This is a genomic window from Streptomyces sp. NBC_00986, from assembly GCF_045162565.1.
Lineage (GTDB): Bacteria > Actinomycetota > Actinomycetes > Streptomycetales > Streptomycetaceae > Streptomyces.
This window is the reverse complement of sequence record NZ_CP108733.1, coordinates 2,527,118-2,551,564: the sequence shown is the minus strand read 5'-3', so window position 1 is coordinate 2,551,564 and position 24,447 is coordinate 2,527,118. Positions and strand designations below refer to the sequence as shown.

Here is a 24,447-nt window from a genome sequence, read left to right as displayed (position 1 = left end):
GACCCACCACGAAACCCGGTGGCTCGCCTTCCAGCACCGCACTCAGGGGGAACCCGATCATGTCCAGCACCGTCTTCCGCAGCCGTACGGCACTCCTCACCGCGACCCTCGCCGCGGCCGCCTCGCTCGCACTGACCGCCTGTGGAACGAGCCAGGACACGGGGGCCGAGAGCACCCCGACCGTCGCCGCCGACAACGGCATCTCCTCGACCGCGACGCCCAAGGCGGACGCCGGGGACATCAAGGCCGCGGCCTCCGGTACGGACTCGACCGCGACCGTCTCGAAGTCGGGCCGCGGCAGCACCACCGCCAAGGGGTCCACCGGGTCCAAGGGGTCGGCCTCGACCATCGTCACCTGCACCGGCGCCAACACCAAGGTCACCGCGCAGACCGTGACGCGTCCGCTGAACCACCTGCTGCTGACCGTCAAGAACACCGGCTCCAAGACCTGCTACCTGTACGGCTACCCGGCCCTGAACTTCCAGGACGCCCAGGCCGTGCCCCCGGTCGACGAGGACTCGCAGCCGCAGGCGGTCACCACGCTCGGCCCCGGACAGTCGGGCTATGCGGGCGTCCTCCTCTCCGCCGCCGACGGCAGCGGCACCGGCGGCTACACCGCGAAGACGCTCTCGGTGATCTTCCAGAACCGCGCGCTCGAATTCGTCGGCTCGGGCGTCAAGGTCGCGCTGCCCGCCAAGGGCGTGTACATCGACAGCTCGCTGCGCACCACCTACTGGCTGACGAACCCCGCGGACGCCCTCAACTAGGCAGTCCGTGCCGCGCAGTTCCCTGCCGCACAGAAAGGACGTAGGTGTGCCCGGTACATCGGACAACGTGAACCGGCGGCCCGATCCCGGGGCGCCCGCGCACGAGCACTTCGAGGTGGTGTGGCACACCTCGTCCGACGGCGCGTTCAAGCGAGCGGGCGTGCTGGTCTGGGAGATCATCGGCATCGCGGTCGGCCTGCGGTCCGCCGACGAGGTGCAGCCGAGCGCCATCGAGATCCGCGCCTGCGAAGGCCCGGTCGTCGTCAGGTTCGCCTACGGCGACGACCGCGAACTCGCCCGCCGGCACAGCGCGTTGGTGGAGCGCCGGCTCTGGAGCTGCACGGTGGGGGAGTTCCTCGCCTTCCTCCGCGAGACGGCTGTCGCCCCGACGACGAAACCGGGATCCGACCCGACGGCGCAACCCGAATCGCCGGATTTACCTCTCTTGGACTGCGCGTAGCCCGGCCCGACCACCCCCATATCCACCTGAACCACTCGAGGAGACATCCCTCCATGTTCGACAGCTCCCCTCCGGCGGACCGGCCCTTAGCCGCCGCGTCACGGCGCTCGCCGTGGCCGGTACGGCCCTCTCGCTCGCCGTCCCCGTCTCGGCCACAGCCGTCTCCGGCGCCGACCGCGCCGCCGCCGCTGCCCCCGACCCGGTGTCCTCCTTCTCGTTCACCGCCCAGGAACGCAAGGACGCCCTCACCTACTGGAGCCCGGCCCGGATCAAGGCCGTGGGAAAGTCGGTGGACCTCGGACCGACCGGGTCGAAGACCAAGACATGGACCGGTCCACAACTGAAGACCGTGGGACGGATGTTCATGGTCAACGCCGCGGGGGCCGACATCTGGTGCACGGCCACCGCCGTGACGAGCGCGAACCGGTCCGTGGTGATGACCGCGGGACACTGCGTCCGGCGCGGCGCCTCGCCCGCCAACACCAACATCTCGATGGTGTTCGTCCCGGCCTACAGCAAGGGCAGGCAGCCGTACGGCGCCTTCGCGGTGCGGACCGTGCTGACTCCGCGGACCTTCGGGGAGGAGGCGACGAACGACGTGGCCGCGCTCGTCGTCGACGCCGACAGGAGCGGTCGTAGGCTCACCGATGTCGTGGGCGGGACGTCGGTCGCGTTCGACCGGGCGGTCGGCGGCACGATCTCCTCCTTCGGTTACCCCGCCACCCACCCGCAGCTCGGCGAGGAAGTCCTGCGCTGTGTGGGCACGGCGAAGAAGGAGAACGGCCAGCAGGTGATTCCCTGCGACATGACCGGCGGCTCCAGCGGCGGCCCGTGGCTGGCCGACTTCAAGGAGGCCACCGGGCAGGGCACCCTCGTCTCGGTCAACAGCGGGCTGGACGGCTTCACACCGACCAAGATGTACGGCGAGATCCTCGGCGCCACGGCCAGGACGATGTACGAGCGGGCCGAGCGCGGCTGATCTCGCGGCCCTTTGAGGAGGGCTGCCCCCGCCGACAGGGGCAGCCCTACGCGAATACCGCCAGGGGAGGTGCGGTGCCGGATGCCTTGCCATGACAGCCGTGGGGTTGACCAACACTGCCGGCCCCGACACTTCCCGTTCCCCTGGCGGTAGGACCAGCTTGGGGTGCCGTGCGGGTGCGTGGGGTCCGAACTCCGGGAGATCGGTGGCGATATCGGTGCACGTAGTCGTCGGCGGGGGCCTCGGAGGGGGTACGTACGTACCGGGTACCTACGCCGACTTGGTGCCCTCGGGCTGGGCCGCGGCCAGGATCTCGGTACGGGAGGCGATGCCCAACTTGGCGAGGATGTGCTCGACATGGGCGTCCACGGTGCGCTTGGAGATGACGAGCCGTTCGGCGATCTCCCGGTTGGACAGGCCCTGGGTGACCAGCGCGGCGACCTCGCGTTCGCGGCGGGTGAGGGGATCGGCGGGGCGGGTCTCGGACGTGGCGGGGCGGGGCGTAGGGATGCCGGGCGGTTCGTCCGCGTCGGTCCGTACGGCGTCCAGGAGTTCGCGGCCCGACATCCGGGCCCCGGCCTCCCGCCATCGCTCGTACTGTTCGGCGCCCAACGCCGCCCGTACCGCCCGCTGTTGGGACTCCTGTTCCTCCAACAGCCGGGGCAGCATGCCGACCGGGTCGCCGCCCAGCCGGCGCGCGTGCTCCGCGTAACCCATCAGCCAGCAGGCCCTGACATACCGCTTCTGCCCGGCCGCGTGCCAGGCGAGGCCCAGCGACGCGAGCGCGGCGACCAGTACCTCGCCGATCTCGCTCGCCGCCTCCAGGCCCCGGCGCAACGCCGTCGCGCTCTCCTCCGGTCGGCCGACGAGCCAGAGGATGACGCCCTGGACGGAGAGCGTGGAACCGTACAACTGCCGTTCGCCGCGGCCCTCCAGATACGCCAGGCCCGTCTCGCACCACTCCAGCGCGCGGTCCGTGAAGCCCAACGCTGCGTAGAGCAGGGCGCCTTCGTAGTGGACGACGCCGATGCCCAGCGCGTCGTCCGCCGCGATCATCCGCCGACGGACCGTCTCGAGCGCGGCCGCCCCCTCCTCGACGGCCCCGCCGAGGAGCGTCAGGGCGCCCAAGTAGCCCTCGCTGAACAGCTCCACGCGGCTCTCGCCGACGCGGCGCGCCACGTCGAGGGCTTGCGGGAACCGGTCCAACGCCGTCTCCAGATCGGCCGTCCAGACCCCGAACACCCCGGTCATGAACAGCCCCCAGGCCCGCGTCGCGGAGTCCTGCGGGACGAGGCCGAGCCCCTTGTCGATCCAGTACCGGCCCTCCGACAGCGTCCCGGCCGCCCGCCAGTACGCGCCGAGCCGTGTCGCCAGCCACAGAGCGTCCGTGGCCCGTCCCTCGGTGGCGCAGCCGTACTCCAGGGCCGCCCGTACGTCGGCGATCTCCGCGCGTACGGCATGGTGCAGTCGGACCTGGCCCCGGCCCATCAGACCGTTCCAGAAGCGGTCGACGAGTGCGTCGTAGTGCGCGAAGTGCCGTTGTCGCACGGCCTCCGCGTCGTCGGTGGCGGCCAGGCGCGCGGTGCCGTACTCGCGGATGGTGTCCAGGAGCCGGTAGCGGCCGCCGTCCTCGCCGATGCGCTGGACGACCGACTTGTCGACGAGTCCGATCAGGGCCTCGACGACCTGCTCGCCGTCGAGTTGGACCGTTCCACCGGGGTCGCCGCCCGCACACACCTGCTCGGCTGCGGACAGTTCGAAGGAGCCGGCGAACACCGACAGCCGGGCCCACAGGAGTTGTTCCTGGGGTGTGCACAGGTCGTAGGACCAGTCGATGGCCGCGCGCAGGGTCTGGTGGCGGGTGAGCGCCGTGCGCCGGCCGCCGGTGAGGACCTCGCAGTGACGGTCCAGGCGGGCGACGAGTTCCGCGAGGGGGACGGCCCGCAGACGTACGGCGGCGAGTTCGAGGGCGAGAGGGATGCCGTCGAGGCGGTCGACGAGGGCAAGGGTGTGCTCCCGGTCGGCGTCGTCGAGGGCGGTGCCGCCGGTGACCGCCGCGGCGCGCTGTGCGAACAGGTCGACGGCGTCGACGCGGGCCAGTGGGGCGATCGGCAGACAGCGCTCACCGGGTACGTCCAGCGGCTGCCTGCTGGTGGCGAGGACGCTCAGCCCCGGGGCCTCGCGCAGCAGGATGTCGCAGAGCATCGCGCACGCGTCGACCAGGTGCTCGCAGGTGTCGAGGACGATCAACATCCGCCGCCCGCGCAGGTGTTCCACGATGGCGTCCAACGGGGTCATGCCGGACTGCTCGGGCAGTTCGAGGACGCCCGCGAGGGTGGGCGGCACCAACTCCGGGTCGTGCAGGGCCGACAGCTCCACCAGCCGCACCCCGTCGGCGAACCGGTCCGCGACCGCGCGGGCCGCGCGCAGTGCCGTACGGCTCTTGCCGACCCCGCCCGGACCGACCAGCGTGACCAGCCGCGAGCGCGCCAACTCGCCCTGGAGCACCGCGAGTTCCTCGGTGCGTCCGACGAAGCTGGTCAACTCCACCGGGAGTTGACCGCCCCGCCGCTGTCCGAAGCCGTATCCCATGCCGCCCCCATACCCGTCCGCCAACCGGTCACCACAGCGTAGGCGAGTGACTCCCGAGCGTGAACGGTAGTCGAGTCCGGCGGGTGGGCGCGAGATCGCGCGGGCGCCCGGCGGCGCGCCGATCAGGCGACGCGCGCGCCGTTCACGCCGGGCTCGCCCAGGTACCGGTCTCGACGGAACGCACCATGGCGTCCAGAACTGCCGCGCTGTGTACGGCATCCGGGAGCGTCGCGCCGTACGGCACGCCCTCGGCGACGGAGCGCAGGAAGCGGTACGCCTCGATCACCTTGAGGTCGTCGTAGCCCATCGCGTTCGCCGCGCCCGGTTGGAACGCGCCGAACTCGCCGTCGCCCGGGCCGACATACACCGTGGTGACGGGCTGGTCCTGGTAGGTCGTGCCGCGGCTGACCGCCAGCTCGTTCATCCGGCGGAAGTCCCAGAACACCGCGCCCTTGGTGCCGTGCACCTCGAAGCCGTAGTTGTTCTGCTCGCCGACCGAGACCCGGCAGGCCTCCAGGACACCCCGGGCGCCGGAGGCGAACCGCAGCAGGCAGTTGACGTAGTCCTCGTTCTCCACCGGGCCCAACTCGCCGCCGGTGGCCAGGGCGTGGCCCGCGGTCGCGCCGGTGGGGCGGGCTCGCTGCGGCAGGAAGATCGCGGTGTCGGCGGCCAGGGACGTGATGTCGCCGAGGAGGAAGCGGGCCAGGTCCGCGCCGTGCGAGGCGAGGTCGCCCAGGACGCCGTGGCCGCCGCGCTCCAGCTCGTAGCGCCAGGTCAGGGCGCCGTCCGGGTGGGCCGCGTAGTCGCTGAAGAGGCGGACGCGGATGTGCGTGACCGTGCCCAGATCGCCGGAGGCGATCAGGTCGCGGGCGGCCTCGACGGCGGGCGCGTTGCGGTAGTTGAAGCCGACCGCGCTCTGGACGCCGGACTTGGTGACCGCGTCGGCCACGGCGGAGGCGTCCGCCGTGGAGAGGCCCACCGGCTTCTCGATCCAGATGTGCTTGCCGGCCTCCGCCATCGCGACGCCGATCTCGCGGTGCAGGAAGTTCGGCGCGGTGATGCTCACCGCCTGCACGCGCGGGTCGTCCACCACCTCGCGCCAGTCGCGGGTGGTGGAGGCGAAGCCGAACTGCTCGGCGGCCTGCTCGGCCCGCCCGGGCACCTCCTCGGCGACCGTCACGAGCTGCGGCCGCAGGGTGAGCTGCGGAAAGTGGTGCGGGACACGGGCGTACGCCTGGGTGTGGACCCGCCCCATCCATCCGAAGCCCACGACGGCAACACCGAGAGAGGTCACCATGACTGCCCTTCTTTGGACCGGTCCATAAACTGTCCCCGCCACACTGGAACCCATTCATCCTGATGTCAATACATGCACGTCAACACCGAGTGTCCGCGCCTTTGACAGGGGGCGCGACCGCATGGAACGGTCCAGCCATGAGCGCTCCGACCATCCGTGACGTCGCCGAGCGGGCCGGTGTGTCGAAATCCCTGGTCTCCCTGGTGCTCCGCGGATCCGAGCAGGTCCGACCGGAGAAACGGCAGGCCGTGCTGGCCGCCGTGGCGGAACTCGGCTACCGCCCGAACGCCGCCGCCCGCAGCCTCAGTGAGCGCCGCACCCGCTCGGTCGGCGTCCTGCTGAACGACCTGCGCAACCCCTGGTTCGTGGAACTCCTCGACGGCCTGGGCTCCCGCCTCCACGAGAACGGCCTGCACATGATGCTGGCCGACGGCCGCCTCAACCGGCACCTCGGCGAGGACCTCACCCGCATCTTCACGGAACTCCGCGTCGACGGCCTGATCGTGGTGGGCACCCTCCCCGGCTCCGACGAACTCCTCGCCGCCGCGACCCACATCCCCACGGTGGTCGCGGGCGCCATCGAACCGGTCCTGCCCCACGTCGACGTCGTCGCCGGCGACGACTCGTACGGCGCCGCCCTGGCCACCGAACACCTCATCGACCTCGGTCACCGCCGTATCGCCCACATCGCCGGCCAGGGCGTTGCCGGCGCACTCCGCAGCATCTCCTTCGAAGAGGTCATGCACGACCACGGCCTGACCGACCTCGCGACGGTCGAACAGGGCGACCACACGGAGGAGGGCGGCTACCGCGCGATGGTCCGCCTGCTCACCGCCCCCCAACGCCCCACGGCCGTCTTCGCTTTCAACGACATCGCGTGCGTCGGCGCGCTCTCGGCGGCCGAGGAACTGGGCCTCGAGGTGCCCCGGGACCTGTCCCTCGTCGGCTTCGACAACACGTACCTCGCGCGCCTACGGCACCTCTGGCTCACCTCCGTCGACAACGGCAGCCACGACATCGGCCGTCGCGCCGCGCAGCTTCTCGTCCAACGGATGAGGGATCCGAAGCGGAATGAGGAGACGGTGTTGACGGAGCCGAGGCTTGAGGTGCGGGGGAGTACGGGGGCGCCCTCCGAGGCCGGGACGCCGTAGTAACTCACGTGCATGGAGCGGCAGTTGACTGGCAGGATGAGCGAGCGTGACTGAACGCACCGCCTTCATGACCATCGCCAGGGCCGCCGCGCCGCTGTACGTGAGTACCCTCGCCGCGTCGGCCGGGTCGCTTGTCGACACCGCGCTTCTGGGGCGGCATGCGACCGTCTCGTTGGCCGCGTTCGCCGTGACGATCGCCGTGTTCAGTCCGGCGACCGCCACTGTCGCGGGGGCGTTGCGCGGGGTGATGCCGTTCGTGGCGCCTCATCGGGACGATCCCGAGGGGCTGTTGCCGGTGGTGCGGAGTGGGATGTGGCTGGCGTTCGTCGTGGGTGGGGTGTGCGCGGCGGGGGTCGGCGCGGTGCCGTTGCTCGGTGGGGCGTTCGGGGTGCCGGGGGTCGTGCTCGATCAACTGGGGCTGATTCCCTGGATGTTGGCGGGCAGTGTGCTGCTGATCGCCGTCAACTCGTCGGCCTCGTCCGTGCTGGTCGCACTCGGGCGGTCGGCGCAGGTGATGCGGTCCGGGCTGGTGGGGACCGGCGTGTCCGTGGCGTTGTCGGTGGTGTTGGTCGGCGGGCCGGGGGCGCTGCCCAGTTTCGGGCTGGCGGGGGCCGGGGTGGCCATGCTCGGCTCCAGTGCGGTCGGGGCCGGGCTCAATCAGTACGCGTTGCGACGTCGGACCGTGCTCGCCGGGCGGCCGATCCGGCCCGGCAGGCCCGATCCGCGCGAGGTGCTGCGGCTAGCCCGGGTCGGCGTGCCGCTCGGCGCGACCGTGCTGGTGAAGTTCTCCGTGCTCGGCGTGCTGACCTTCGCCGCCGCCCGGATCGGCACCGACAGCGCCGCCGTGCACAGCGTCTCCGAGTCGCTGGTGAACGTCGTCTTCACCGCCGCCGTGGCGGTCGGACAGGCCACGGTGCCGCTGATCGCCGGGTATGCCGAGGACCGCGACCTCGCGCGCATCCGGCGCAGTGTGGACGCCGGGATCGGGGTCGCCCTGTGCGCGGTCGTAGCGCTCGGGGCCGTCCTGGTCGTGCTGCGGGACCCGGTGATCGGCCTGTTCACCAAGGATCCGGGGCTCGCGGACCAGGTCGTACGGCTGTTGCCGCTGGTCCTCGCGGTGGTCGTCACCGATGCCCTGCAGGCCGTGGCGGGCTTCGGGCTCGTCGGGCTCAAGCGCACCGTGCCGAGCCTGGTGTCCACGGCGGTGTGGTTCGGCGTGCTCGCGGCCCTCGCCGTGCCGGTCGCCGACACCGCGGGGCTGGCCGGGCTGTGGACCGCGCTGGCCTGCGCGAACCTTCTCCAGGCCGTGACCAAGTTCGTCTCCTTCCGGCGGCGCAGCGGGCGGATCGTCGGCGCGACCCCGCCGGCGGCCGTGCGGGACGGCACCGCCGACGCGGTACGAGAGCCTGGGCGCGGGCGCTGAGCAGTCCCTGAATCCCCTCCGGTCGTCAACCGGGCACGCCCGCAACGGTCGTAGGGACCGGTCCAAGTCGTTGAACAGGCACTGAACACCCTTGGTCCGGGGCGTGTCGGCGGTGTGCGGGACCCGGGTACCCGCCGCGGGCACCTGGTGCGACGTCGGTCCCGGTGCGCGTCCGTGCGATGTGACGTCGCGGCACGCGCCCATTACGGTCGTACGGACGACCGACGGTGGCGCCGGAAGAGGGGCAGCATGAGCAGCCGGAACCTGGGTGAGATCACGCGCATCGAGGACGCGGCGCTCACCCTGGCCGCGCAGGCCGGGGACGTCGCCTCCCTGGGGCTGCTGCTGGAGCGGCACCGGGCCGGGATGCGGGCCGTCGCCGTGAGCGTGCTGGGGCCGGGGCCCGATGTCGACGACGTGGTGCAGGACGCGGCGCTGACCGCGCTCCGGCGCGTGGGGGATGTACGGGACCCGGAGGCCGTAGGGGCATGGTTGCGGATGATCGTGCGGAACGCCGCCCGGTCGTTGCTGCGGGGAGGCGTCGATCTCCGGCCGCTCGACGATCTGCATGTGCCCGTCGCGGAGTCCGGTCCTGAGCGGTGGCTGGAGCGGCACGCCCTGCGGGGCTGGATCTGGGAGGCCATCGAGGAACTGTCTCCCGCGCTGCGGCTGCCGCTCGTACTGCGGCACTTCAGTGTCGGGGTCACGTCCTACGAGCAGATCGCCGAGGCCTGCGGGGTGCCCGTTGGAACGGTCCGGAGCCGGCTCAGTCAGGGGCGGGCCAAGCTCGCGCTGGCCCTCGCCGCGACGGCCGACGCTCCGCACGGTGACGTCGGGCGGCGCACCCGGGCCAGTCGGATCGAGGCGCGCGAGACGCTGCACGCGGCCGAGAGCGGGCACTTCGGGAAGCTGCTGACCGAGCGCTGGTCGCCCGAGGCCGCGCTGGTGCGGGGGAACCAACCGGTGGGCGGCAGAAGCCTGTTGGTGCGCGGGATGGAGTGCGATCTGGAGGCGGGCGTACGGCAGCATCTCGCGCACGCCGTGGCCGGGCGGTCGCTCGTCGTCTGGGAGATGGACATCAGCAATCCCGAGGACGACCCCGACCACTGCCCGCCCGCCGTGGCGTGGCTGATGAGTCTGGACGGTGCCGGGCGGGTGCACCGGCTGCGTCTCGTCCATCCCCGGCCGGTGCCCATCCCGCACGCCCTCATCGTGTGACCGGCGTCACATCATTCATTTCGAACTTCGTCCTTTCTCCCGCGTCCTGTCCGTGTCATCGCCGTATGCCGAACAGGGAGATCCCATGAGCACCACCCCCTCGACCGACCCGCTCGCCACCGGGACCCACACCGTCGAGATCGGCGGGGTCACGCAGAGCTACCACGTCCACGGCGTTGGACCGGTCTGCATCGCGCACTCCGGCGGACCGGGCATCTTCTGGGACTACCTGCGCATGCCGGCGCTGGAGGAGCACCTCACGGTCGTCTACCCGGAGCCCATCGGCACCGGCGCCTCCGGCCGCCTCCCGTCCCACCCGCACGGCTACACCCGGGCCCGCTACAGCCGCTTCCTCACCGCGCTGATCGAGCACCTCGGCGTCCCCGAGGTGCACCTCCTCGGGCACTCGCACGGCGGTTTCGTCGCCCAGTACCACGCCCTGCACCACCCCGACCGCATCGCGGGCGTGATCCTCTACGACAGCGCCCCGGTGACCGGTTCCGAGCACGGCGCCGAGGCCATGCGTCTGGTGCAGGAGTTCGCCGCCCGGCACGCGGAGAACCCGGCGCTCCCCGAGGTCGTTGGAGCGTTCCAGAGCATCCCGACCATCTCCGACGACGCGCAGATGACCGCCGTGGCGCGGGGGATCTTCCCCGCGTACTTCGCCGACTTCTGGGGCCGTGAGGACGAGTTCGGCCCCGCGCGGGCCGGGGTGACGGCCACGTACATCTCCGGTCTCGACGACGACCTCACCCCGGACGTCATCGACGACCGCGCCGACCTCGGCTCCCTCACCGTGCCTGCCCTCGTGCTCGTCGGCCGCCACGACGTCATCTGCGGGGTTCGCTGGGCGGAGGAGTTGCACGAGCTCATCCCGGGTTCGGAGCTGGTGATCTTCGAGAACAGCGGGCACTTCGGTCACCTGGAGGAACCGGAGGCCTTCGCGAAGGCGGTGACGGCCTTCGTCGAGGCCCCCGTCGGCGATGCCGGGACCCCTGCCGGCAACTAGGTCATTTGGTCGAAGCCCCGGCGGGCGGTCCGGCCTACTTTGGACTTGCCCGCAGGGTTTCCGACAAACAAGGAGCATCGGCATGAGTGCCGTGAAGAACATCGTTCTCGTGCATGGCGGATTCGTCGACGGTTCCGGCTGGCAGTCGGTGCACCGCCTGCTCACCCAGGACGGCTACAACGTCAGCGTCGTGCAGAACCCGACCGTGTCCCTCGCCGACGACGTGGCGGTCACCCAGCGGGCCCTCGACGCCCTCGACGGACCGGCCGTCCTCGTCGGCCACTCCTACGGCGGTGCCGTGATCACCGAGGCCGGCCGCCACGACGGTGTCGCCGCGCTCGTCTACATCGCGGCCTTCGCGCCGGACAAGGGCGAGTCGGTCGGCTCGCTGGTCGCCGACCCGGCACCCGGCGCGCCCGTGCCGCCGATCCTGCCGCCGGTCGACGGTTTCCTCTTCCTGGACCGTGACAAGTTCGCCGCGTCCTTCGCGGGCGACCTGCCGGCCGAGGACGCCGCGTTCCTGGCCGACGCGCAGGTTCCGTGGGGCCTGGACGCGGTGGGCGGAGCGATCACCGAGCCGGCCTGGCGGACCAAGCCGAGCTGGTACCTCGTCACGACCGAGGACCGCATGATTCCGCCGCCGGTCCAGCACCAGATGGCCGAGCGCGCCGGAGCGACCGTGGCCGAGGCCGCCGGCAGCCATGCAATCCACGTCTCCCAGCCCGCGGCGGTGGCCGACCTGATCAAGCAGGCGGCGAACCACCAGGCCTGATCGCCGACCATTGACCGTATGTCAACTCCCCGCTTCAGCCCGCCTGTTCACAGGCGGGCTGTCCGCGTAGCTTCCCGAGGGAAGCCGGGACAACCCGAGAGGGAAACAGAGACTCATGACGACCGTCGTCCAGCCGTCTGTCGCCGAGCAGTCCGAGGCGGAGGCCCTCTACCGATTCCAGACGGAGACCCCGGAGCCCGTCCGTACCGCGCTGGGCATGACCGCCACGAGGATCGGCGGCGGTGTGGTGCTGTCGATGCGCAACGACAGCACCCGCTTCTGGAGCAAGGCCCTGGGCTTCGGTGTCGCCGCACCTGTCACGGCCCAACTCGTCGAAGAGGTCTGCGACTTCTACCGCGCGGCGGGCACCCCGCAGGCCGCCTTCCAGATAGCGCCCGCCTTCCTGCCCGAGGACTGGCCGGAGATCTGTGCACGGGAAGGCATCGTCCAGTCCTCGTCCTGGGTGAAGCTCGTCGGCAGCGCCGAGGAGGCCGTCGCCCGCGCCGACGCCCTGGACGTACCGCCCGACGGCATCAGCGTCACCCCGCTGGAGGCCCAACACGCCCTGGAATGGGGCACGGTGATGATGCAGGCCTTCGGAACACCGGTCGAGCACTACGCCGAGATGGGCGCCGCGACCGTGTCCCGGGCGGGCTGGCACCCCTACGGGGCCTGGCTGGAGGGCGAGTTGGTCGGCACCGGCACCATGCTCGTCCGCGGTGACACGGCGCAGATGTTCGCCGGCGCCGTACTGCCCCACGCACGGGGACGTGGCGGGCAGACCGCCCTGCTCGCCGCCCGGGCGCGCACGGCACGGGAGTTGGGGTGCCGTGTCCTCGTCGCAGAGACGGGCGCCGAGCAGGCCGGCACCCACAACAGCTCCCTGCACAACATGCTCCGCCTCGGCTTCGAGGTGGCCTACGAACGCCCCAACTGGACCTGGCAGTCGGAACCCGACGCGAGCTGACCGGGAGGCGTCACGGCATGGGGCCGGTCAGCGCGTCGCGCAGGCCGCCCCGAGAGGTGACGTTCAACTTCCGGAAGACACTGCGGAGATGGGCCGCCACCGTGCGCGGCGACAGGAAGAGCTGCGCGGCGATCTGCTTGTTCGTCAGCCCGGTGGCTGCCAGTTGGGCCGCCACCCGCTCCTGCGGAGTCAGCAGCGCGTGCCGGTCCGGGCCGTCGGACTCGACGGGCTGGAGCGGCTTGACGGGAATCCCGCTCGCCCGCAGTTCGTTGGCCGCCCGCGCACTCCACGGGGCGGCACCGAGCCGCTCGAACGTGCCGAGCGCCGCGTCCAGGTGCACCCGGGCCGCGCCGCCCGCCTTGGCGCGGCGCAGCCGCTCGCCGTAGGCCAGGCAGATCCGCGCCCAGTCGAACGGCCAGCGTTCCGCGCCGGGCGTGGCGATGGCCGCCTCGAACAGGTCGTGGTCGATGACGTCCGGGTCCGCCATCGCCTCGGCGGCATCCGTCAGCATGGCCAACCGGGGTGAGATCAAAGGGATGTCGGTCTTGCGGACCGCCGCGATGTGCGCGGTCGCCTCCTCGTGGTGGTCGGTGTGCACGGCGGCCTCGGCGAAGTCCAGCAGGAGCCACAGCGCGTGCGGCATGAACCCCGGCACCTCGCCGGGCGTGACCAGGGCCCGCAGCAGGCGGTGGGCGGTGTCGAAGTCCGCGCCGCCGAGCGCCGACAGGGCCCGGATGTGCGAGGCGTAGATCCGCAGCGCGCCCAGTCCGCGCGGGTTGCCCCAGGACACGAGCCGGTCCGCGATCCCGCGGGCGGTGCTGCCGTCGCCGCGCGCTGCGGCCACAAGTCCCCGCTGGAAGTGGCCTGTTGAGGCCGTGAGCCGGTAGTCGTACGTCGCGCACCAGGCGAGGCCTTCTTCGGTGATCTCCAGCAGCTCGTCCCACTGGCCGCCCGCGTAGGCGTCGTTGCCCAGGAGGAACTGTGCCTGGATCGCCAGGGCCACGGCCCCGCCGTCGCGGCCGTCGTCGATGATCCGGCGCAGCGCGCCCCGGCAGCCCGGGAGGCGGTCGATGTAGGAGGAGGAGAGCGCGATGCCGAAGACCCGTACGGGATCGGGCTGTTGGTGCAGTCCGGACACGAGGTGGTCGAGCCGGTCGAGGAAAGGCAGCGCGCCGTACGCCGGATCGCCGAAGGTACCGAGGATCACCGGCAGCAGGCGGCGCGACGTGGGCGGACGCCGTCGCTTCACGACATCCTCGAAGGAGTGCCACAGCTCGGGCCGGCCGCCGTAGAAGCACACCATGAGAAGGGTGTTGAGGGCCTCGCGGAAGATGTCCTCGACCATCTCCGTGTCGTCGGGCCACGTATGGGCCTCGATGGCGCCGATGAGCAGCCGGTGGGCGGTGTCCACGTCGCCCTCGCCGTTGAGGAGGTGACTGGCCGCGGCGGTGGCGGCCGCGAGGGAGTCGACGCCGGACGGGTCGGCGTGGTCGGCGTTGACCAGCAGCGCGCGGACGTTGCGCAGATCGCCGGTGATGTTGGCGCCCAGGCAGGCCGCCTCCGCCAGCCGGCGGGCCTTGTCCGTGCCGGTCGCGCTCAACTCCGAGGCGCGCAGCAGGGCGGTGATGGCGCCGACCGCGTCACCGCGGCGCAGGATGCCGTACGCCACCTCGTGCAGCAGGGCGGCGACCTGGTCGTCGGGGCCCACGGCCGCGTCGGCGAGGTGCCGGGCCCGGTGCTCGGAACCCTCGGGAAGCTCGGCGGCGAGAGCCAGTTGAGCCGCCCGGCGCTCCTCGCTGGTCGACAGATCCAGCACCGCGGAACGGGTCAGCGGATGCCGGAACCCCAGTCTGCCGGTGACGCCGTCGACCTGGACGAGTCCGGCCCGCTCGGCGGGGGACAGCCCGGCGAGACCGCCCGGTCCGCCCGACGCCCGCTGCAGGATGTGCAGGTCACCCGAACCGTCCAGCACGGCGAGCAGCAGCAGCTTCCGGGTCGCGGCCGGGAGCGCGGCGACCCGGGTGGAGAAGATGCCCTTGAGCCGCTCGGTCAACGGCAGTACGGCGGGCAGGGTGCCCCGCTCCCGCTGCTGCAGGTCGTTGAGGGGGACGGGCAGTTCGAGCAGGGCGAGGGGGTTGCCCCGGGCCTCCGCGACCAGCCGCCGGCGGACCCGGGCCGTCATCGCGGGGAACCGCTCGGCCACCAGCTCGTTCGCCGAGACGTCGTCCAGCGGCAGGACCTCGTACTCGGGAATCCCGATGTTGCTCAGGAAGGACTCGTCGCCTGTCCGGGAGGCGCCGAGCACGGCGATCCGACCGGTGTGCAGGGAGCGGGCGAGGGTGCCCAGGACCGTGGCGCTGGGCCGGTCCACCCACGCCACGTCGTCGACGAACAGCGCGAGCGGACCGGCCTCGGTGGTGGACCGTTCCAGCAGGGCGTGCAGGGCGTTCGCGATGGCGAGCAGTTCGGTCGGCTGCTCGTCGGACAGCCCACGGACCGCCTGGAGAGTCTCCGCCTGCCGGGCGGGCAGCGCGGGGATCCCCTCGGCCAGCGGTTGCAGCAGCTGGTTCAACGCCGAGAAACTGACGCCCCGTTGGAACGGGCAGCCGGAGATCCGCAGCACCCGGAAGCCCGCCCCGGACGCGCGCGGCGCCGCGGCCTCCAGCAGGGCGGTCTTGCCCACCCCGGCCTCCCCGGTCAGCATCAGCGCTGCTCCCCGCGCACGGGAGGCGTCGAAGTGCCCGTCGAGGACGGCCAGTTCGGCCGACCGTCCGATGAGGACCGGCGGGGTGAGGGCTGCCGATGCCATGACGCCTCCCGTAGAGGTCGAGCGGGAACAGGAACGGTCCAAACGCCTGAGGTCGGATCACACGATGCGTGCGGCCGCCTCCGCGGCGGCGTGCTGGGCGGCGACACGGTCCACCTTCACCGTCTCGCCGTCCACGACGACGGGCTCGCCCGCGACCCAGACGTCCTGGACCGCGCGGGATCCGGCCGCCCACATCAGGTTGGCGAGCAGTCTGCCGTCCTCGACGTCGAGGCCCGCGGCGAAGTGCGGGCCGTCCACGGAGAGATGGATCATGTCCGCCCAGTTTCCCGCGCGGAGGGCACCGATGTCGGCCCGGCCCAGGGCCGCGGCACCGGCCGAGGTCGCCATCAGGAAGGCGTCCGCGGCGGTGAGCGCCATGGCGTCGGCCGTGGCGAGACGGCAGAACATCATCGCGAGGCGGGCCTCCTCCCAGAGGTCGAGGTCGTCGTTGCTCGCGGGTCCGTCGGTGCCGAGACCGACGGCGACGGACGCGGCACGCAGGGCGTGCAGATCGGCCGTACCGGAGGCGAGTTTGGCGTTCGAGCCCGGGCAGTGCGCCACACCGGCGCCCGCCTGGGCGAGCAGCCGGATGTCGTCGGCGGAGAGATGCACGGAGTGGGCCGCGAGCAGCCGCCCGTCCAACAGTCCGGTCTCCTGGAGCAGTTGAGGCACCGAACCGTGCAACTCCCGCTGAGTGACGTCCTCGGCGAGGGTCTCCGCGACATGGATGTGCACCAGGGCGCCGCGCTGCGCCGCCTCCTGAGCCGTGGCGCGCAGTGCCTCGGGCGGCAGGGTGTAGGCGGAGTGCGGGCCGTAGCAGAGCTCGACGCGCTCACCGGGCCCGAAGCGCAGGCCGTCCGTGTCGATCCACTTGCCGATGGCCGCGAGGTCGGTGTGCCAGTCGTCGCCGGGCCGGTCGAAGTAGGCGGGCGCGATCAGGACCCGGCTCCCGGCTTCGAGCGCCGCGTCGGCCACCTGCTCGGCGTGCGCGTACATCTCGGCGCTGGTCGTCACGCCGTAGCGCAGCATCTCGACGCATCCCAGCAGCATGCCCGCGCGGGCGTCGCTGGGGCGCATGCGGGCCTCGGCGGGCCAGACGGCGTCCTGGAGCCAGGACGCCAGCGGGAGGTCGCCGCCGAGTCCCCGCAGGAGGGTCATCGGGGAGTGCGCGTGGGTGTTGACCAGGCCGGGAGCGAGGATGCCGGACAGCGAGGTGAGGGGGACGCCGGCCGGGAGCGGGGGAGCGGTTGCCGCCGGGCCGCAGTGGGTGATGCGGCCGTCCGCGTCGACGTCGACGACGGCGTCGCGCAGGACGGAACAGGACGGGTCGGCCGGCAGGACCACGGGGGCGAGAAAGCGACGAGGCACGGACATGGGGGGAGCTCGCTTCCGGAGGGAGTGCTGTCAACGAGAACAAGATGCGGGACCGGTCCAAAAGTTCGATCCCGGAGGCGTGAACTCGATCACAGGAGTGAGGAAACGGGGCGCTCCGCTGTCATGAGCATCGCCGGTTTCGGGTGGATAGGATGAGGTGTGTCTTCCTGGAGCCAAGCTCTGACCGTCTCCTCCGCGAGTGCCTGGGACGAGGTCTTCACCGGCCTGCACGGCGCGAGCCGGATCAAGGTGCCGGACCGCCGTGCCCCGTGGACCGGCCATCTGGAGTGGCAGCGGTCGAAGACCTACAGCCTCGCCCTGTGCTCCGGCGGCGAGGAAGTCGTGGACCGGGACAACCGGCACATCCGTACCGATCCCCGCGGCACGTACGAACTCCTGGTCCCGCTCTCCGGATCGGGCTGGGTCGAACAGGGCGCGGCCTCCGGCGAGATCGGGCCCGGCCTCATGGCACTGTGCGACATCGACCGGCCCCTGACGTTCGCGCACGGCGCCGACCTCCGCAGCATCTCCCTGATCGTCTCCGGGCAGCACCTCTCCGCACGCAGCGCGCTCGCCGCCGGCGGACCGCACCTGCTCGGCGGCGACCGCGGACTCGGCCGTGTCATAAGGCAGTTGACGACAACCCTGCACGAGGAGCGCGAGCACCTCTCCGAGACGACCTTCGACATCGCCTGCGACCGGCTCCTCGACCTGGTGTGCCTGGCCGCGGAGGGCGGCGTCGACTCGGCGCCCACCGGACAGCGGGCGAGCGTCGAGGCCGCGATCCGGCGCTACGTCCGCGAGCATGCCTGCGACCGTGACCTGGACGTCGTCGGTATCGCGCGGGCGCTCGGCTGGTCCGCGCGCTACGTCCAGCAGGTGCTCCAGGCCGCGGGCACCACCTCCCGCGACCTGATCCGCCGCGAACGGCTGAACGTGGCCCGTGCGCGTCTGGGGAGCGCGAGTTGGACGACGTACTCGATCGCGGAGATCGCCCACGCCAGTGGCTTCGGCAGCCACGCCTCCTTCGCCACCGCGTTCCGCGCGGAGTTCGGGCTGACTCCGCGCGAAGCGAGGCGCAACGGCTAGGAGTCGGCCAAGTGAGCCGCGATGGCCAGCAGTTGACCAAGTGAGCCGTGACGGCTAGGAGTCGGCCGGGGTGAAGTACCGCCGCGGGTTGTCGACCAGCATGGTGGTGAGCTGGGCCTCGCCGACACCGGCGGCGCGCAGGGCCGGGAGCACCTCGTCGTGGAGGTGGGTGTGGTGCCAGTTGGGGGCGATCTGCTCCCGTACGCCCGGCGGGAACCAGTCGATGTGGCAGGACGCGTCGTGCGACAGGACCATCCGCTCGGCGAACCCCTCGCGCGCGAGGGCCGCGACGGTCGCCACCCGCTGGTCCTCGGGCAGCAGGACGTCGAGACCGAAGCGGTCCATGCCGACGTACGAGCCGTTGTCGATGAGCTGGTGCAGATAGTCCAGGTCGGCGGTGTCACCGCTGTGCCCGATGACGACGGCCCCGAGGTCGACGCCCTCGCTGCGCAGGATGTCCTGCGCGACAAGTCCCGTACGGGCGGCGGCACTTGTGTGCACCGTGATCGGAGCGCCGGTACGCAGATGGGCCTGCGCCACGGCACGCATCACCCGCTCGACACCCGGGGTGAGCTCGTTCTCGATCGCGCACTTCAGGAACGCGGCCCGGATGCCGGTGTCCGCGATGCCCTCGGTGAGTTCACGGACGAACAGGTCGGTCATGCCCTCGGGGCCGCCGAGCAGAGTGCCCGGGCCGTGGTACCGGTAGAAGTCGGGGATGTCGGCCAGGGTGTAAATGCCCGTCGCCGCAACGATGTTGAGGTCCACCTGCTCGTTCACCAGGGCCACGCGGGCGACATTGCGGCCGAGCCCGATGACGGTCGGGTCGACGAGCGTGGAGACACCGGTCGCGGCGAGGGCCTTCAGCCGGGAGACGGCGTCGGCGATGCGTTCCTGCTCGTCCCAGGTCTCCGGGAGGCTCTGCCGGAGTTCTTCGCTGACGACGAAGACGTGTTCGTGCATCAGGACGGTGCCGAGGTCGGTCACGGGGACGGGGCCGCGGACGGTCTGGACCTGGGTGACTTGAGGGGTGGTCATGGTGATCCTTCGATGCGTGCCCGGCGCGTACGTGGTGAACGGACGTCCGGGGATGGGGAGTTGCGGTGCGGGGGAGTGGAGGTCGGGTACAGCGGGTGTCGGGTGCAGCGGGTGTCAGACGGCGTCCATGGCGTCGGCCGTGGCCTGCCTGATGAGGTCGGCGACGGCGTCCGGGCGGGACACGTACACGGAGTGGCTGGCGTCGGTACCGGTGACCGTGCAGCCGGCCCGCCGGGCCATGGCCCGCTGCGCGGGAGGCGGGATCATCCGGTCGTCGGTGGCCACCAGGTACCAGCTCGGCTTGTGCCGCCAGGCCGGTTCGCCGATCGCGCCGCCGAGCGCGTCGAGCCCCCACGGCACCTGCGCGTCGGCCGTGAACTCGGCCTCGGCGACCGGGAGATCGGCCGCGAAGGACGCGTGGAACTCGGCCCGGTCCAAGAAGAGGAACCCGTCGACCGGCGGCAGGACCGGCGGCACCGGCGCGCCCGGCTCGGGGTCGGCGATCAGCGTGTTGACGGACTCGCCCTTGTCGGGCGCGAACGCCGCGATGTATACGAGCCCGGCGACCCGGTCGTGATTACCGGCCTCTGTGATGACGACCCCGCCGTACGAGTGCCCGACGAGGATCGCGGGCCCGTCCAGCGCGTCCAACACCCGCTCGGTCACCGCGACATCGCCCGCGAGCGACAGGGTCGGATTCCGCACGACGCTCACTCGGAACCCGTCGTCCGTCAGCAGCCGGTGCACTTCCCGCCATCCGGAGGCGTCCACGAACCCGCCGTGGACGAGTACGACGTTCCTCACCAATTCCGATGTCATGGAGCCGACTCTTCCAAGGGCACACGGTTGCCGTCTTTCGCGTCGGCGCGCAGTCCTTTCGCGTGGGCGCGCGTCGAGCGTGAACGAACGGCTGTTCGAGCTTTGGGGTGACGCCGCCCGGGTTCGTACCCTTCCGGGTCTCGTGGTTCAGGGTCGGCCAGCTGACGAAGCTCGTTGGACGGGTCCAACGTCGGCGGCATTCTCCGCCACACCCGGCGCTCATGTCCCCTATAGCGCGCTACATCCTCATCTTCCGCCCCACGCTGATACGTTGCTCGGGCGCCGGAGCAACCCCCGCATCTCCGCTTCCCCTGCCCCCCTGCACCCACCACATCCCCCCGCACCCCCCCGGCCCCCGCACCCCGAAGAAGGAGCCCCGCCCAGTGCCCCCGCCCGGGACGCGCCGCACCCCGTCGGCCCTGTTCACCCTCGCCCTCGCGCTGGTCCTGCTGGCCGGGCCCGCCTGCGTACCCGGTGTCGAATCCCCGTCCCCGCCCACCCAATCCGCCCCGGCGCAGTCATCCGGCCCGCCGACGGCCTACGGCGCCTACGTCGGTTACGGCGCCGACGCCGTCCGCCGCGTAGCCGGGTTCGGGGCCTGGCTCGGTCGGCCGGAGCCTCGGGTGGGGCACGCGTATCTGCCCGGCGACAACTGGAGCGACATCGAGGGCGCCTCCGACGACCTCGCCCTGTGGGCCGACTGGCGTCGGGAGGAGCAGGACCGCCTCCTCGTCCTCAACGTGCCGATGCTGGACCGCAACGAGGCCCACCTCCCCGACAGCGTGGTCCGTACCGAGCTGCGGGACGGAGCGGACGGACGTTACGACGACCACTTCCGCGCCCTCGCCGACCGTCTCGTCCAACTCGGTGTGCCCGACACCGAGATCGTCCTCGGCTGGGAGATGAACGGCACCACCTACACCCACCGCTGCGCGCCCGACCCCGCTTCCTGGAAGCGCTACTGGACGCGCATCGTCGCCGCGATGCGATCCGTCCCCGGGCAGCACTTGCGCTTCGACTTCACCCCCAACCGCGGCCGTGACGCGATCCCCTGGACCGACTGCTACCCGGGCGACGACTACGTCGACGTCATCGGCATGGACGCGTACGACGCTCCCCAGGGACTGCCCTTCTCCCGGCAACTGACGGAGCCGTACGGGCTGTTGGCGCAGGTCGACTTCGCCCGCGCCCACCACAAACCCATCGCCTACCCCGAGTGGGGCCTGTACGAGAACGGCGACAACCCCACCTACATGCGCGGCATGCTCACCTGGATGGCTGCCCAGCGCCCGCTCTATCAGACCATCAGCGACTACTGTCCCCACGGCGTGTGGCGTTGCCGCACCAACCCCAAGTCCTCGGCCGTATACCGCGCCTTGACGGACAGTCAGTCATGAGGGGGGGCGGAGAACGGCACCCGCCGTCCTCCGCCCCCCCCTCGGGCCTAGCGCCCCCAACTACCGCCCTACGGCGTCCACTTCACGTTCGGGTTCACCTGGCCGGTCCAGTTGAAGATGGCCATGTTGTCCCAACCGTCGCCGCTCCCCGAGATGTTGGCCGGGTCCCAGCCGTTGCCGGTGACCGCGTACCAGGTCGGCTCCCAGTAGAAGACGCCGATCGCACCCGCACTGCGGGCCGTGTTCTGCACGGCGGTGAACTCCGCGCCCTGGCCCGCCCAGGTGAGCGGATAGCCCGAGCAGCCCGAAGTCACCGAGTTCGCCGTACTGTCCGCGTCGGACGAGGTGAACGGGTAGGCCGTCTCCGCGATGATGACGTCCTTGCCGTAGCGCGACTTCATGTCCGAGACGACGCTGCCCATGTTGGCCAGCGTGCCGTGCCACATGCAGTAGTAACTCAGCCCGGTGATGTCCCAGTTGACGCCCTGCGCCTTGATGCCGTCGTAGAACCAGCGGGCGTTGGAGTCGCTGTCCGCGTCGGCCGTGTGGATGATCACCTGGGTGGAACTGTTGCACGCCTTGGTCGCGTTGTAGCCCGACTTCAGCAGCAGGCCGAGGTTGGTGAAGTTGTTGTTGACGACCTTGCCGTCGTCCCACAGCATGCCGACGTTGATCTCGTTGCCGATCTGCACGCTGTCCGGGGTGGTGCCCTGGGACTTGAGGCTGTTGCAGACGTCGTAGGTGTAGTTGTAGACGTCGGTCTGCAGCGCGCTGATGCCGTGGCTCGACCAGGCCGCCGGCTTGTACTGCTTGCCCGGGTCGGCCCAGGTGTCCGAGTAGTGGAAGTCGATCAGCAGCTTGAGGCCCTTGGCCTTGACCTGCTTCGCGTACGCCAGCACCTTCGCCTTGTTGTTGTAGCCGCTGGCGGGGTTGTTCCAGATCCGCAGGCGGACGTAGTTGACGCCGGCGCCCTTCAGGATGTCGAGCGGGTCCTTGGCGACCCCACTGGAGTCGTAGTACTTGGCGCCGAGGTCGATCGCGCGCTGCGCGGACGAGACGTCGGCGCCGAGCATGGTGAGCGAGTTCGCCGCGGCGGCGTCCGTGGGGGTGATCATCGCCGCCGGCAGGGCGACTGCGGCCAGGAGCAAGGCGACTTTGACTATGCGGCCCGGGCTTCTCACGTGGATCCCGACCTCCTTGGGTCGACTGACATGCGCATGCGGGTGGGTCTGAGAACGTTCACAGTAAGAGAGGTAACAAGCGCTGTAAATATGTGTGTCGGTTCTATTTCCCGCAGTTGGTGGGCGTGATGTGTGTGCGTAGGAGGTGGGAACGTACACAACACGGTGCACGCAGTGGTACCGGGGTACTACGCCCGCGCCCTCAATGACCCCCCGGTACGACGGTTTCGAGCCCCCCGCCCTCCTAGCTTTGCCGGTGGGAAGGCCCAGTGGGGGCGGCGGCACGTGAGCGCGAGGGAAACCGATGATCGAGGCACACCAACTGACCAAGCGGTACGGGGAGAAGACGGCGGTCGACCGGCTGGACTTCGTCGTCCGGCCCGGCACCGTCACCGGCTTCCTGGGCCCCAACGGCGCGGGAAAATCCACCACGATGCGCATGATCGTCGGCCTGGACGCGCCCACCGGCGGCACCGTCACGGTCAACGGCAAGCCCTACGCCGAGCACAGCGCGCCGCTCCAGGAGGTCGGCGCACTCCTCGAGGCCAAGTCGATCCACCCGGGTCGCTCCGCGTTCGACCACCTGATGGCGCAGGCCTACACGCACGGCATCCCGCGCCGCCGGGTCGACGAGGTCATCGAACTGACCGGACTGCAGAGCGTGGCCAAGAAGCGGGCCGGGGCCTTCTCCCTCGGTATGGGCCAACGGCTGGGCATCGCCGCCGCGTTGCTCGGTGACCCGGCGACCGTCATGCTCGACGAACCCGTCAACGGCCTTGATCCCGAAGGTGTGTTGTGGATCCGCAACCTGCTGACCGGGCTCGCCGCGGACGGTCGTACCGTCTTCGTCTCCTCGCACCTGATGAGTGAAATGGCCCTGGTCGCAGACCACTTGATCGTCGTCGGACGGGGACGGCTGCTGGCCGACACCACCGTGCAGGACCTGGTCCGGCACGCGGGCGGCGACACCGTCACCGTCGCCTCCGAGCAGCCCGCCAGGCTCCGCGAGGTCCTCGCCGGTCCCGGTGTCGAGATCAGCGGCGAGGTCGGCTCCGAGGAACTGCACGTCACCGGGCTGACCGCGCGGGCCATCGGCCTCAAGGCCGCCGAGCACGGCATCCCGCTCTTCGAACTCAGCGCGCGCACCGTCTCGTTGGAGCAGGCGTTCATGGACCTGACCCGGGACGCCGTCGAATACCACGGCTCCACCACCGTCGAGACCTCCGGGAGGGCCGCGTGAGCACCGTCACCGCGACCGACAGCGCCGCACCCGCACCCGCACCGGCGAAACCGGCCCGCCCGCCGTACAAGGTCACCGGGCGTCGGGTGCTGCGCTCCGAGTGGGCCAAGTTGTGGTCCCTGCGCTCCACTTGGATCACCCTGGGCCTCGGCCTGCTGTTCCTGATCGCGTTCGGCCTGATCGCCGCCGCGCACTACAAGTCGTCCTACGGCTCCGGCCACATGCGGGGGGACGACGCGAACGACACCGCGCTCGACATCTCCCTCTTCGGCACGAACTTCGCGCAGCTCGCGCTCGGTGTGCTGGGCGTCCTGGTCACCGCCGGCGAGTACTCGACCGGCATGATCCGCTCCACGCTCGCCGCCGTCCCGCGCCGCCTGCCGGTGCTGTGGTCGAAGGCCCTCGTGTTCGGGGTGGTCGCGTTCGGGATCTCCCTCGTCGGAGTCTTCGTCGCGTTCCCGATCGTGAGCGGCATCGTCTCCGGCACCCCCGCCGCCCTCACGTTCTCCCACTCCGGAGTCGTACGGAGCCTGCTCGGCGCCGCGCTCTACCTCGGCCTGGTCGGCGTGATCGGCACCGCGCTGGGCGCCCTGCTGCGCTCGGTCGCCGGCGGCATCTCGGTCCTCGTCGCCACGTTCATGCTGGTCCCGGGCCTGATCTCGCTGCTGCCCAGCTCCTGGCAGGACGACATCAGCCCCTACTTGCCGAGCAACGCGGGCGGGTCGATGTTCGCCCTGACCCACGACTCGACGACCCTGTCACCCACCGCCGGACTCCTGGTCTTCCTCGGCTGGACGGCCCTCGCGCTGGCCGGGGCGGCGTACCGGCTGGTGCGCACCGACGCCTGACGCCTGACACCCGGGGC

At 71.2% G+C, this 24,447-nt stretch carries 20 protein-coding genes; 13 read left to right on the top strand and 7 right to left on the bottom strand.

Annotated features, from left to right (window positions below):
* The first annotated feature begins 59 nt into the window (after nucleotides 1–59).
* The 3 genes from OG504_RS11160 to OG504_RS11150 all read left to right on the top strand — a co-directional run bounded on the left by OG504_RS11160 (nucleotide 60) and on the right by OG504_RS11150 (nucleotide 2,206).
* On the top strand, nucleotides 60–767 hold the full coding sequence (locus OG504_RS11160; RefSeq protein WP_405989660.1) for a DUF4232 domain-containing protein: 708 nt from the start codon (nucleotides 60–62) through the stop codon (nucleotides 765–767).
* 46 nt (nucleotides 768–813) lie between these two features.
* Nucleotides 814–1,227, top strand: coding sequence for a hypothetical protein (locus OG504_RS11155; protein WP_405989659.1), 414 nt, complete (start codon nucleotides 814–816; stop codon nucleotides 1,225–1,227).
* Nucleotides 1,228–1,339: 112 nt separating this feature from the next.
* On the top strand, nucleotides 1,340–2,206 hold the full coding sequence (locus OG504_RS11150; RefSeq protein ID WP_405989658.1) for a trypsin-like serine peptidase: 867 nt from the start codon (nucleotides 1,340–1,342) through the stop codon (nucleotides 2,204–2,206).
* Between the two features lie 270 nt (nucleotides 2,207–2,476).
* On the opposite strand, the gene OG504_RS11145 is transcribed toward OG504_RS11150, so the two are convergent.
* Together OG504_RS11145 and OG504_RS11140 are read right to left on the bottom strand one after the other, a co-directional pair.
* A complete protein-coding gene (locus OG504_RS11145; RefSeq protein ID WP_405989657.1) occupies nucleotides 2,477–4,798 on the bottom strand; it encodes a LuxR C-terminal-related transcriptional regulator in 2,322 nt (773 codons plus the stop codon).
* Nucleotides 4,799–4,940: 142 nt separating this feature from the next.
* Nucleotides 4,941–6,095 (bottom strand): Gfo/Idh/MocA family protein, encoded by a 1,155-nt coding sequence (locus OG504_RS11140; protein ID WP_405989656.1) that lies wholly within the window; start codon nucleotides 6,093–6,095, stop codon nucleotides 4,941–4,943.
* 137 nt (nucleotides 6,096–6,232) lie between these two features.
* Here OG504_RS11140 and OG504_RS11135 point away from each other — a divergent pair, with 137 nt between their 5' ends.
* From OG504_RS11135 to OG504_RS11110, 6 genes are all read left to right on the top strand, one after another.
* Nucleotides 6,233–7,246 (top strand): LacI family DNA-binding transcriptional regulator, encoded by a 1,014-nt coding sequence (locus OG504_RS11135; RefSeq protein WP_405989655.1) that lies wholly within the window; start codon nucleotides 6,233–6,235, stop codon nucleotides 7,244–7,246.
* Nucleotides 7,247–7,292: 46 nt separating this feature from the next.
* A complete protein-coding gene (locus OG504_RS11130) occupies nucleotides 7,293–8,669 on the top strand; it encodes an MATE family efflux transporter (protein ID WP_405989654.1) in 1,377 nt (458 codons plus the stop codon).
* Between the two features lie 249 nt (nucleotides 8,670–8,918).
* Nucleotides 8,919–9,887 (top strand): RNA polymerase sigma factor, encoded by a 969-nt coding sequence (locus OG504_RS11125; protein ID WP_405989653.1) that lies wholly within the window; start codon nucleotides 8,919–8,921, stop codon nucleotides 9,885–9,887.
* 85 nt (nucleotides 9,888–9,972) lie between these two features.
* A complete protein-coding gene (locus OG504_RS11120) occupies nucleotides 9,973–10,896 on the top strand; it encodes an alpha/beta fold hydrolase (protein ID WP_405989652.1) in 924 nt (307 codons plus the stop codon).
* Nucleotides 10,897–10,978: 82 nt separating this feature from the next.
* Complete coding sequence (locus OG504_RS11115; RefSeq protein ID WP_405989651.1) at nucleotides 10,979–11,668, top strand: alpha/beta fold hydrolase; 690 nt, start codon at nucleotides 10,979–10,981, stop codon at nucleotides 11,666–11,668.
* A gap of 115 nt (nucleotides 11,669–11,783) precedes the next feature.
* Nucleotides 11,784–12,635, top strand: coding sequence for a GNAT family N-acetyltransferase (locus tag OG504_RS11110; RefSeq protein ID WP_405989650.1), 852 nt, complete (start codon nucleotides 11,784–11,786; stop codon nucleotides 12,633–12,635).
* A 10-nt stretch (nucleotides 12,636–12,645) separates the two neighbouring features.
* Here OG504_RS11110 and OG504_RS11105 read toward each other — a convergent pair whose 3' ends face one another.
* Complete coding sequence (locus OG504_RS11105) at nucleotides 12,646–15,444, bottom strand: ATP-binding protein (RefSeq protein ID WP_405989649.1); 2,799 nt, start codon at nucleotides 15,442–15,444, stop codon at nucleotides 12,646–12,648.
* A 57-nt stretch (nucleotides 15,445–15,501) separates the two neighbouring features.
* The gene (locus OG504_RS11100) at nucleotides 15,502–16,818 is read right to left on the bottom strand and encodes an amidohydrolase family protein (RefSeq protein ID WP_405989648.1); all 1,317 of its coding nucleotides are present in this window, start codon (nucleotides 16,816–16,818) and stop codon (nucleotides 15,502–15,504) included.
* 159 nt (nucleotides 16,819–16,977) lie between these two features.
* On the opposite strand from OG504_RS11100, the gene OG504_RS11095 reads away from it, so the two are divergent.
* Complete coding sequence (locus tag OG504_RS11095) at nucleotides 16,978–17,907, top strand: AraC family transcriptional regulator (protein ID WP_405989647.1); 930 nt, start codon at nucleotides 16,978–16,980, stop codon at nucleotides 17,905–17,907.
* Nucleotides 17,908–17,961: 54 nt separating this feature from the next.
* On the opposite strand, the gene OG504_RS11090 is transcribed toward OG504_RS11095, so the two are convergent.
* Nucleotides 17,962–18,945, bottom strand: coding sequence for a phosphotriesterase (locus tag OG504_RS11090; protein ID WP_405989646.1), 984 nt, complete (start codon nucleotides 18,943–18,945; stop codon nucleotides 17,962–17,964).
* 114 nt (nucleotides 18,946–19,059) lie between these two features.
* A complete protein-coding gene (locus OG504_RS11085) occupies nucleotides 19,060–19,764 on the bottom strand; it encodes an alpha/beta fold hydrolase (RefSeq protein ID WP_405989645.1) in 705 nt (234 codons plus the stop codon).
* A 383-nt stretch (nucleotides 19,765–20,147) separates the two neighbouring features.
* Between OG504_RS11085 and OG504_RS11080 the strand changes: the two genes are divergently transcribed.
* A complete protein-coding gene (locus OG504_RS11080; protein ID WP_405989644.1) occupies nucleotides 20,148–21,161 on the top strand; it encodes a glycoside hydrolase family 26 protein in 1,014 nt (337 codons plus the stop codon).
* A gap of 68 nt (nucleotides 21,162–21,229) precedes the next feature.
* Here OG504_RS11080 and OG504_RS11075 read toward each other — a convergent pair whose 3' ends face one another.
* Nucleotides 21,230–22,276 (bottom strand): arabinogalactan endo-beta-1,4-galactanase, encoded by a 1,047-nt coding sequence (locus tag OG504_RS11075; RefSeq protein ID WP_405996301.1) that lies wholly within the window; start codon nucleotides 22,274–22,276, stop codon nucleotides 21,230–21,232.
* Between the two features lie 370 nt (nucleotides 22,277–22,646).
* Between OG504_RS11075 and OG504_RS11070 the strand changes: the two genes are divergently transcribed.
* Both OG504_RS11070 and OG504_RS11065 read left to right on the top strand, forming a co-directional pair.
* Nucleotides 22,647–23,582 carry an ABC transporter ATP-binding protein gene (locus tag OG504_RS11070; protein ID WP_405989643.1) on the top strand — a complete coding sequence of 312 codons (936 nt, stop codon included), beginning with the start codon at nucleotides 22,647–22,649 and terminating at the stop codon, nucleotides 23,580–23,582.
* The gene (locus OG504_RS11065) at nucleotides 23,579–24,430 is read left to right on the top strand and encodes an ABC transporter permease (RefSeq protein WP_405989642.1); all 852 of its coding nucleotides are present in this window, start codon (nucleotides 23,579–23,581) and stop codon (nucleotides 24,428–24,430) included. The genes OG504_RS11070 and OG504_RS11065 overlap by 4 nt, the downstream gene beginning before the upstream one ends.
* The last annotated feature ends 17 nt before the right edge of the window (nucleotides 24,431–24,447 follow it).

What these genes read in the sequence shown, in the direction of transcription:
- OG504_RS11100 (WP_405989648.1), bottom strand. Translation starts at nt 16,818, where the DNA reads ATGTCCGTGCCTCGTCGCTTTCTCGCCCCCGTGGTCCTGCCGGCCGAC.
- OG504_RS11085 (WP_405989645.1), bottom strand. Translation starts at nt 19,764, where the DNA reads ATGACATCGGAATTGGTGAGGAACGTCGTACTCGTCCACGGCGGGTTC.
- OG504_RS11110 (WP_405989650.1), top strand. Translation starts at nt 11,784, where the DNA reads ATGACGACCGTCGTCCAGCCGTCTGTCGCCGAGCAGTCCGAGGCGGAG.
- OG504_RS11090 (WP_405989646.1), bottom strand. Translation starts at nt 18,945, where the DNA reads ATGACCACCCCTCAAGTCACCCAGGTCCAGACCGTCCGCGGCCCCGTC.
- OG504_RS11145 (WP_405989657.1), bottom strand. Translation starts at nt 4,798, where the DNA reads ATGGGATACGGCTTCGGACAGCGGCGGGGCGGTCAACTCCCGGTGGAG.
- OG504_RS11160 (WP_405989660.1), top strand. Translation starts at nt 60, where the DNA reads ATGTCCAGCACCGTCTTCCGCAGCCGTACGGCACTCCTCACCGCGACC.
- OG504_RS11125 (WP_405989653.1), top strand. Translation starts at nt 8,919, where the DNA reads ATGAGCAGCCGGAACCTGGGTGAGATCACGCGCATCGAGGACGCGGCG.
- OG504_RS11135 (WP_405989655.1), top strand. Translation starts at nt 6,233, where the DNA reads ATGAGCGCTCCGACCATCCGTGACGTCGCCGAGCGGGCCGGTGTGTCG.
- OG504_RS11105 (WP_405989649.1), bottom strand. Translation starts at nt 15,444, where the DNA reads ATGGCATCGGCAGCCCTCACCCCGCCGGTCCTCATCGGACGGTCGGCC.
- OG504_RS11120 (WP_405989652.1), top strand. Translation starts at nt 9,973, where the DNA reads ATGAGCACCACCCCCTCGACCGACCCGCTCGCCACCGGGACCCACACC.
- OG504_RS11140 (WP_405989656.1), bottom strand. Translation starts at nt 6,095, where the DNA reads ATGGTGACCTCTCTCGGTGTTGCCGTCGTGGGCTTCGGATGGATGGGG.
- OG504_RS11075 (WP_405996301.1), bottom strand. Translation starts at nt 22,276, where the DNA reads ATGATCACCCCCACGGACGCCGCCGCGGCGAACTCGCTCACCATGCTC.
- OG504_RS11070 (WP_405989643.1), top strand. Translation starts at nt 22,647, where the DNA reads ATGATCGAGGCACACCAACTGACCAAGCGGTACGGGGAGAAGACGGCG.
- OG504_RS11115 (WP_405989651.1), top strand. Translation starts at nt 10,979, where the DNA reads ATGAGTGCCGTGAAGAACATCGTTCTCGTGCATGGCGGATTCGTCGAC.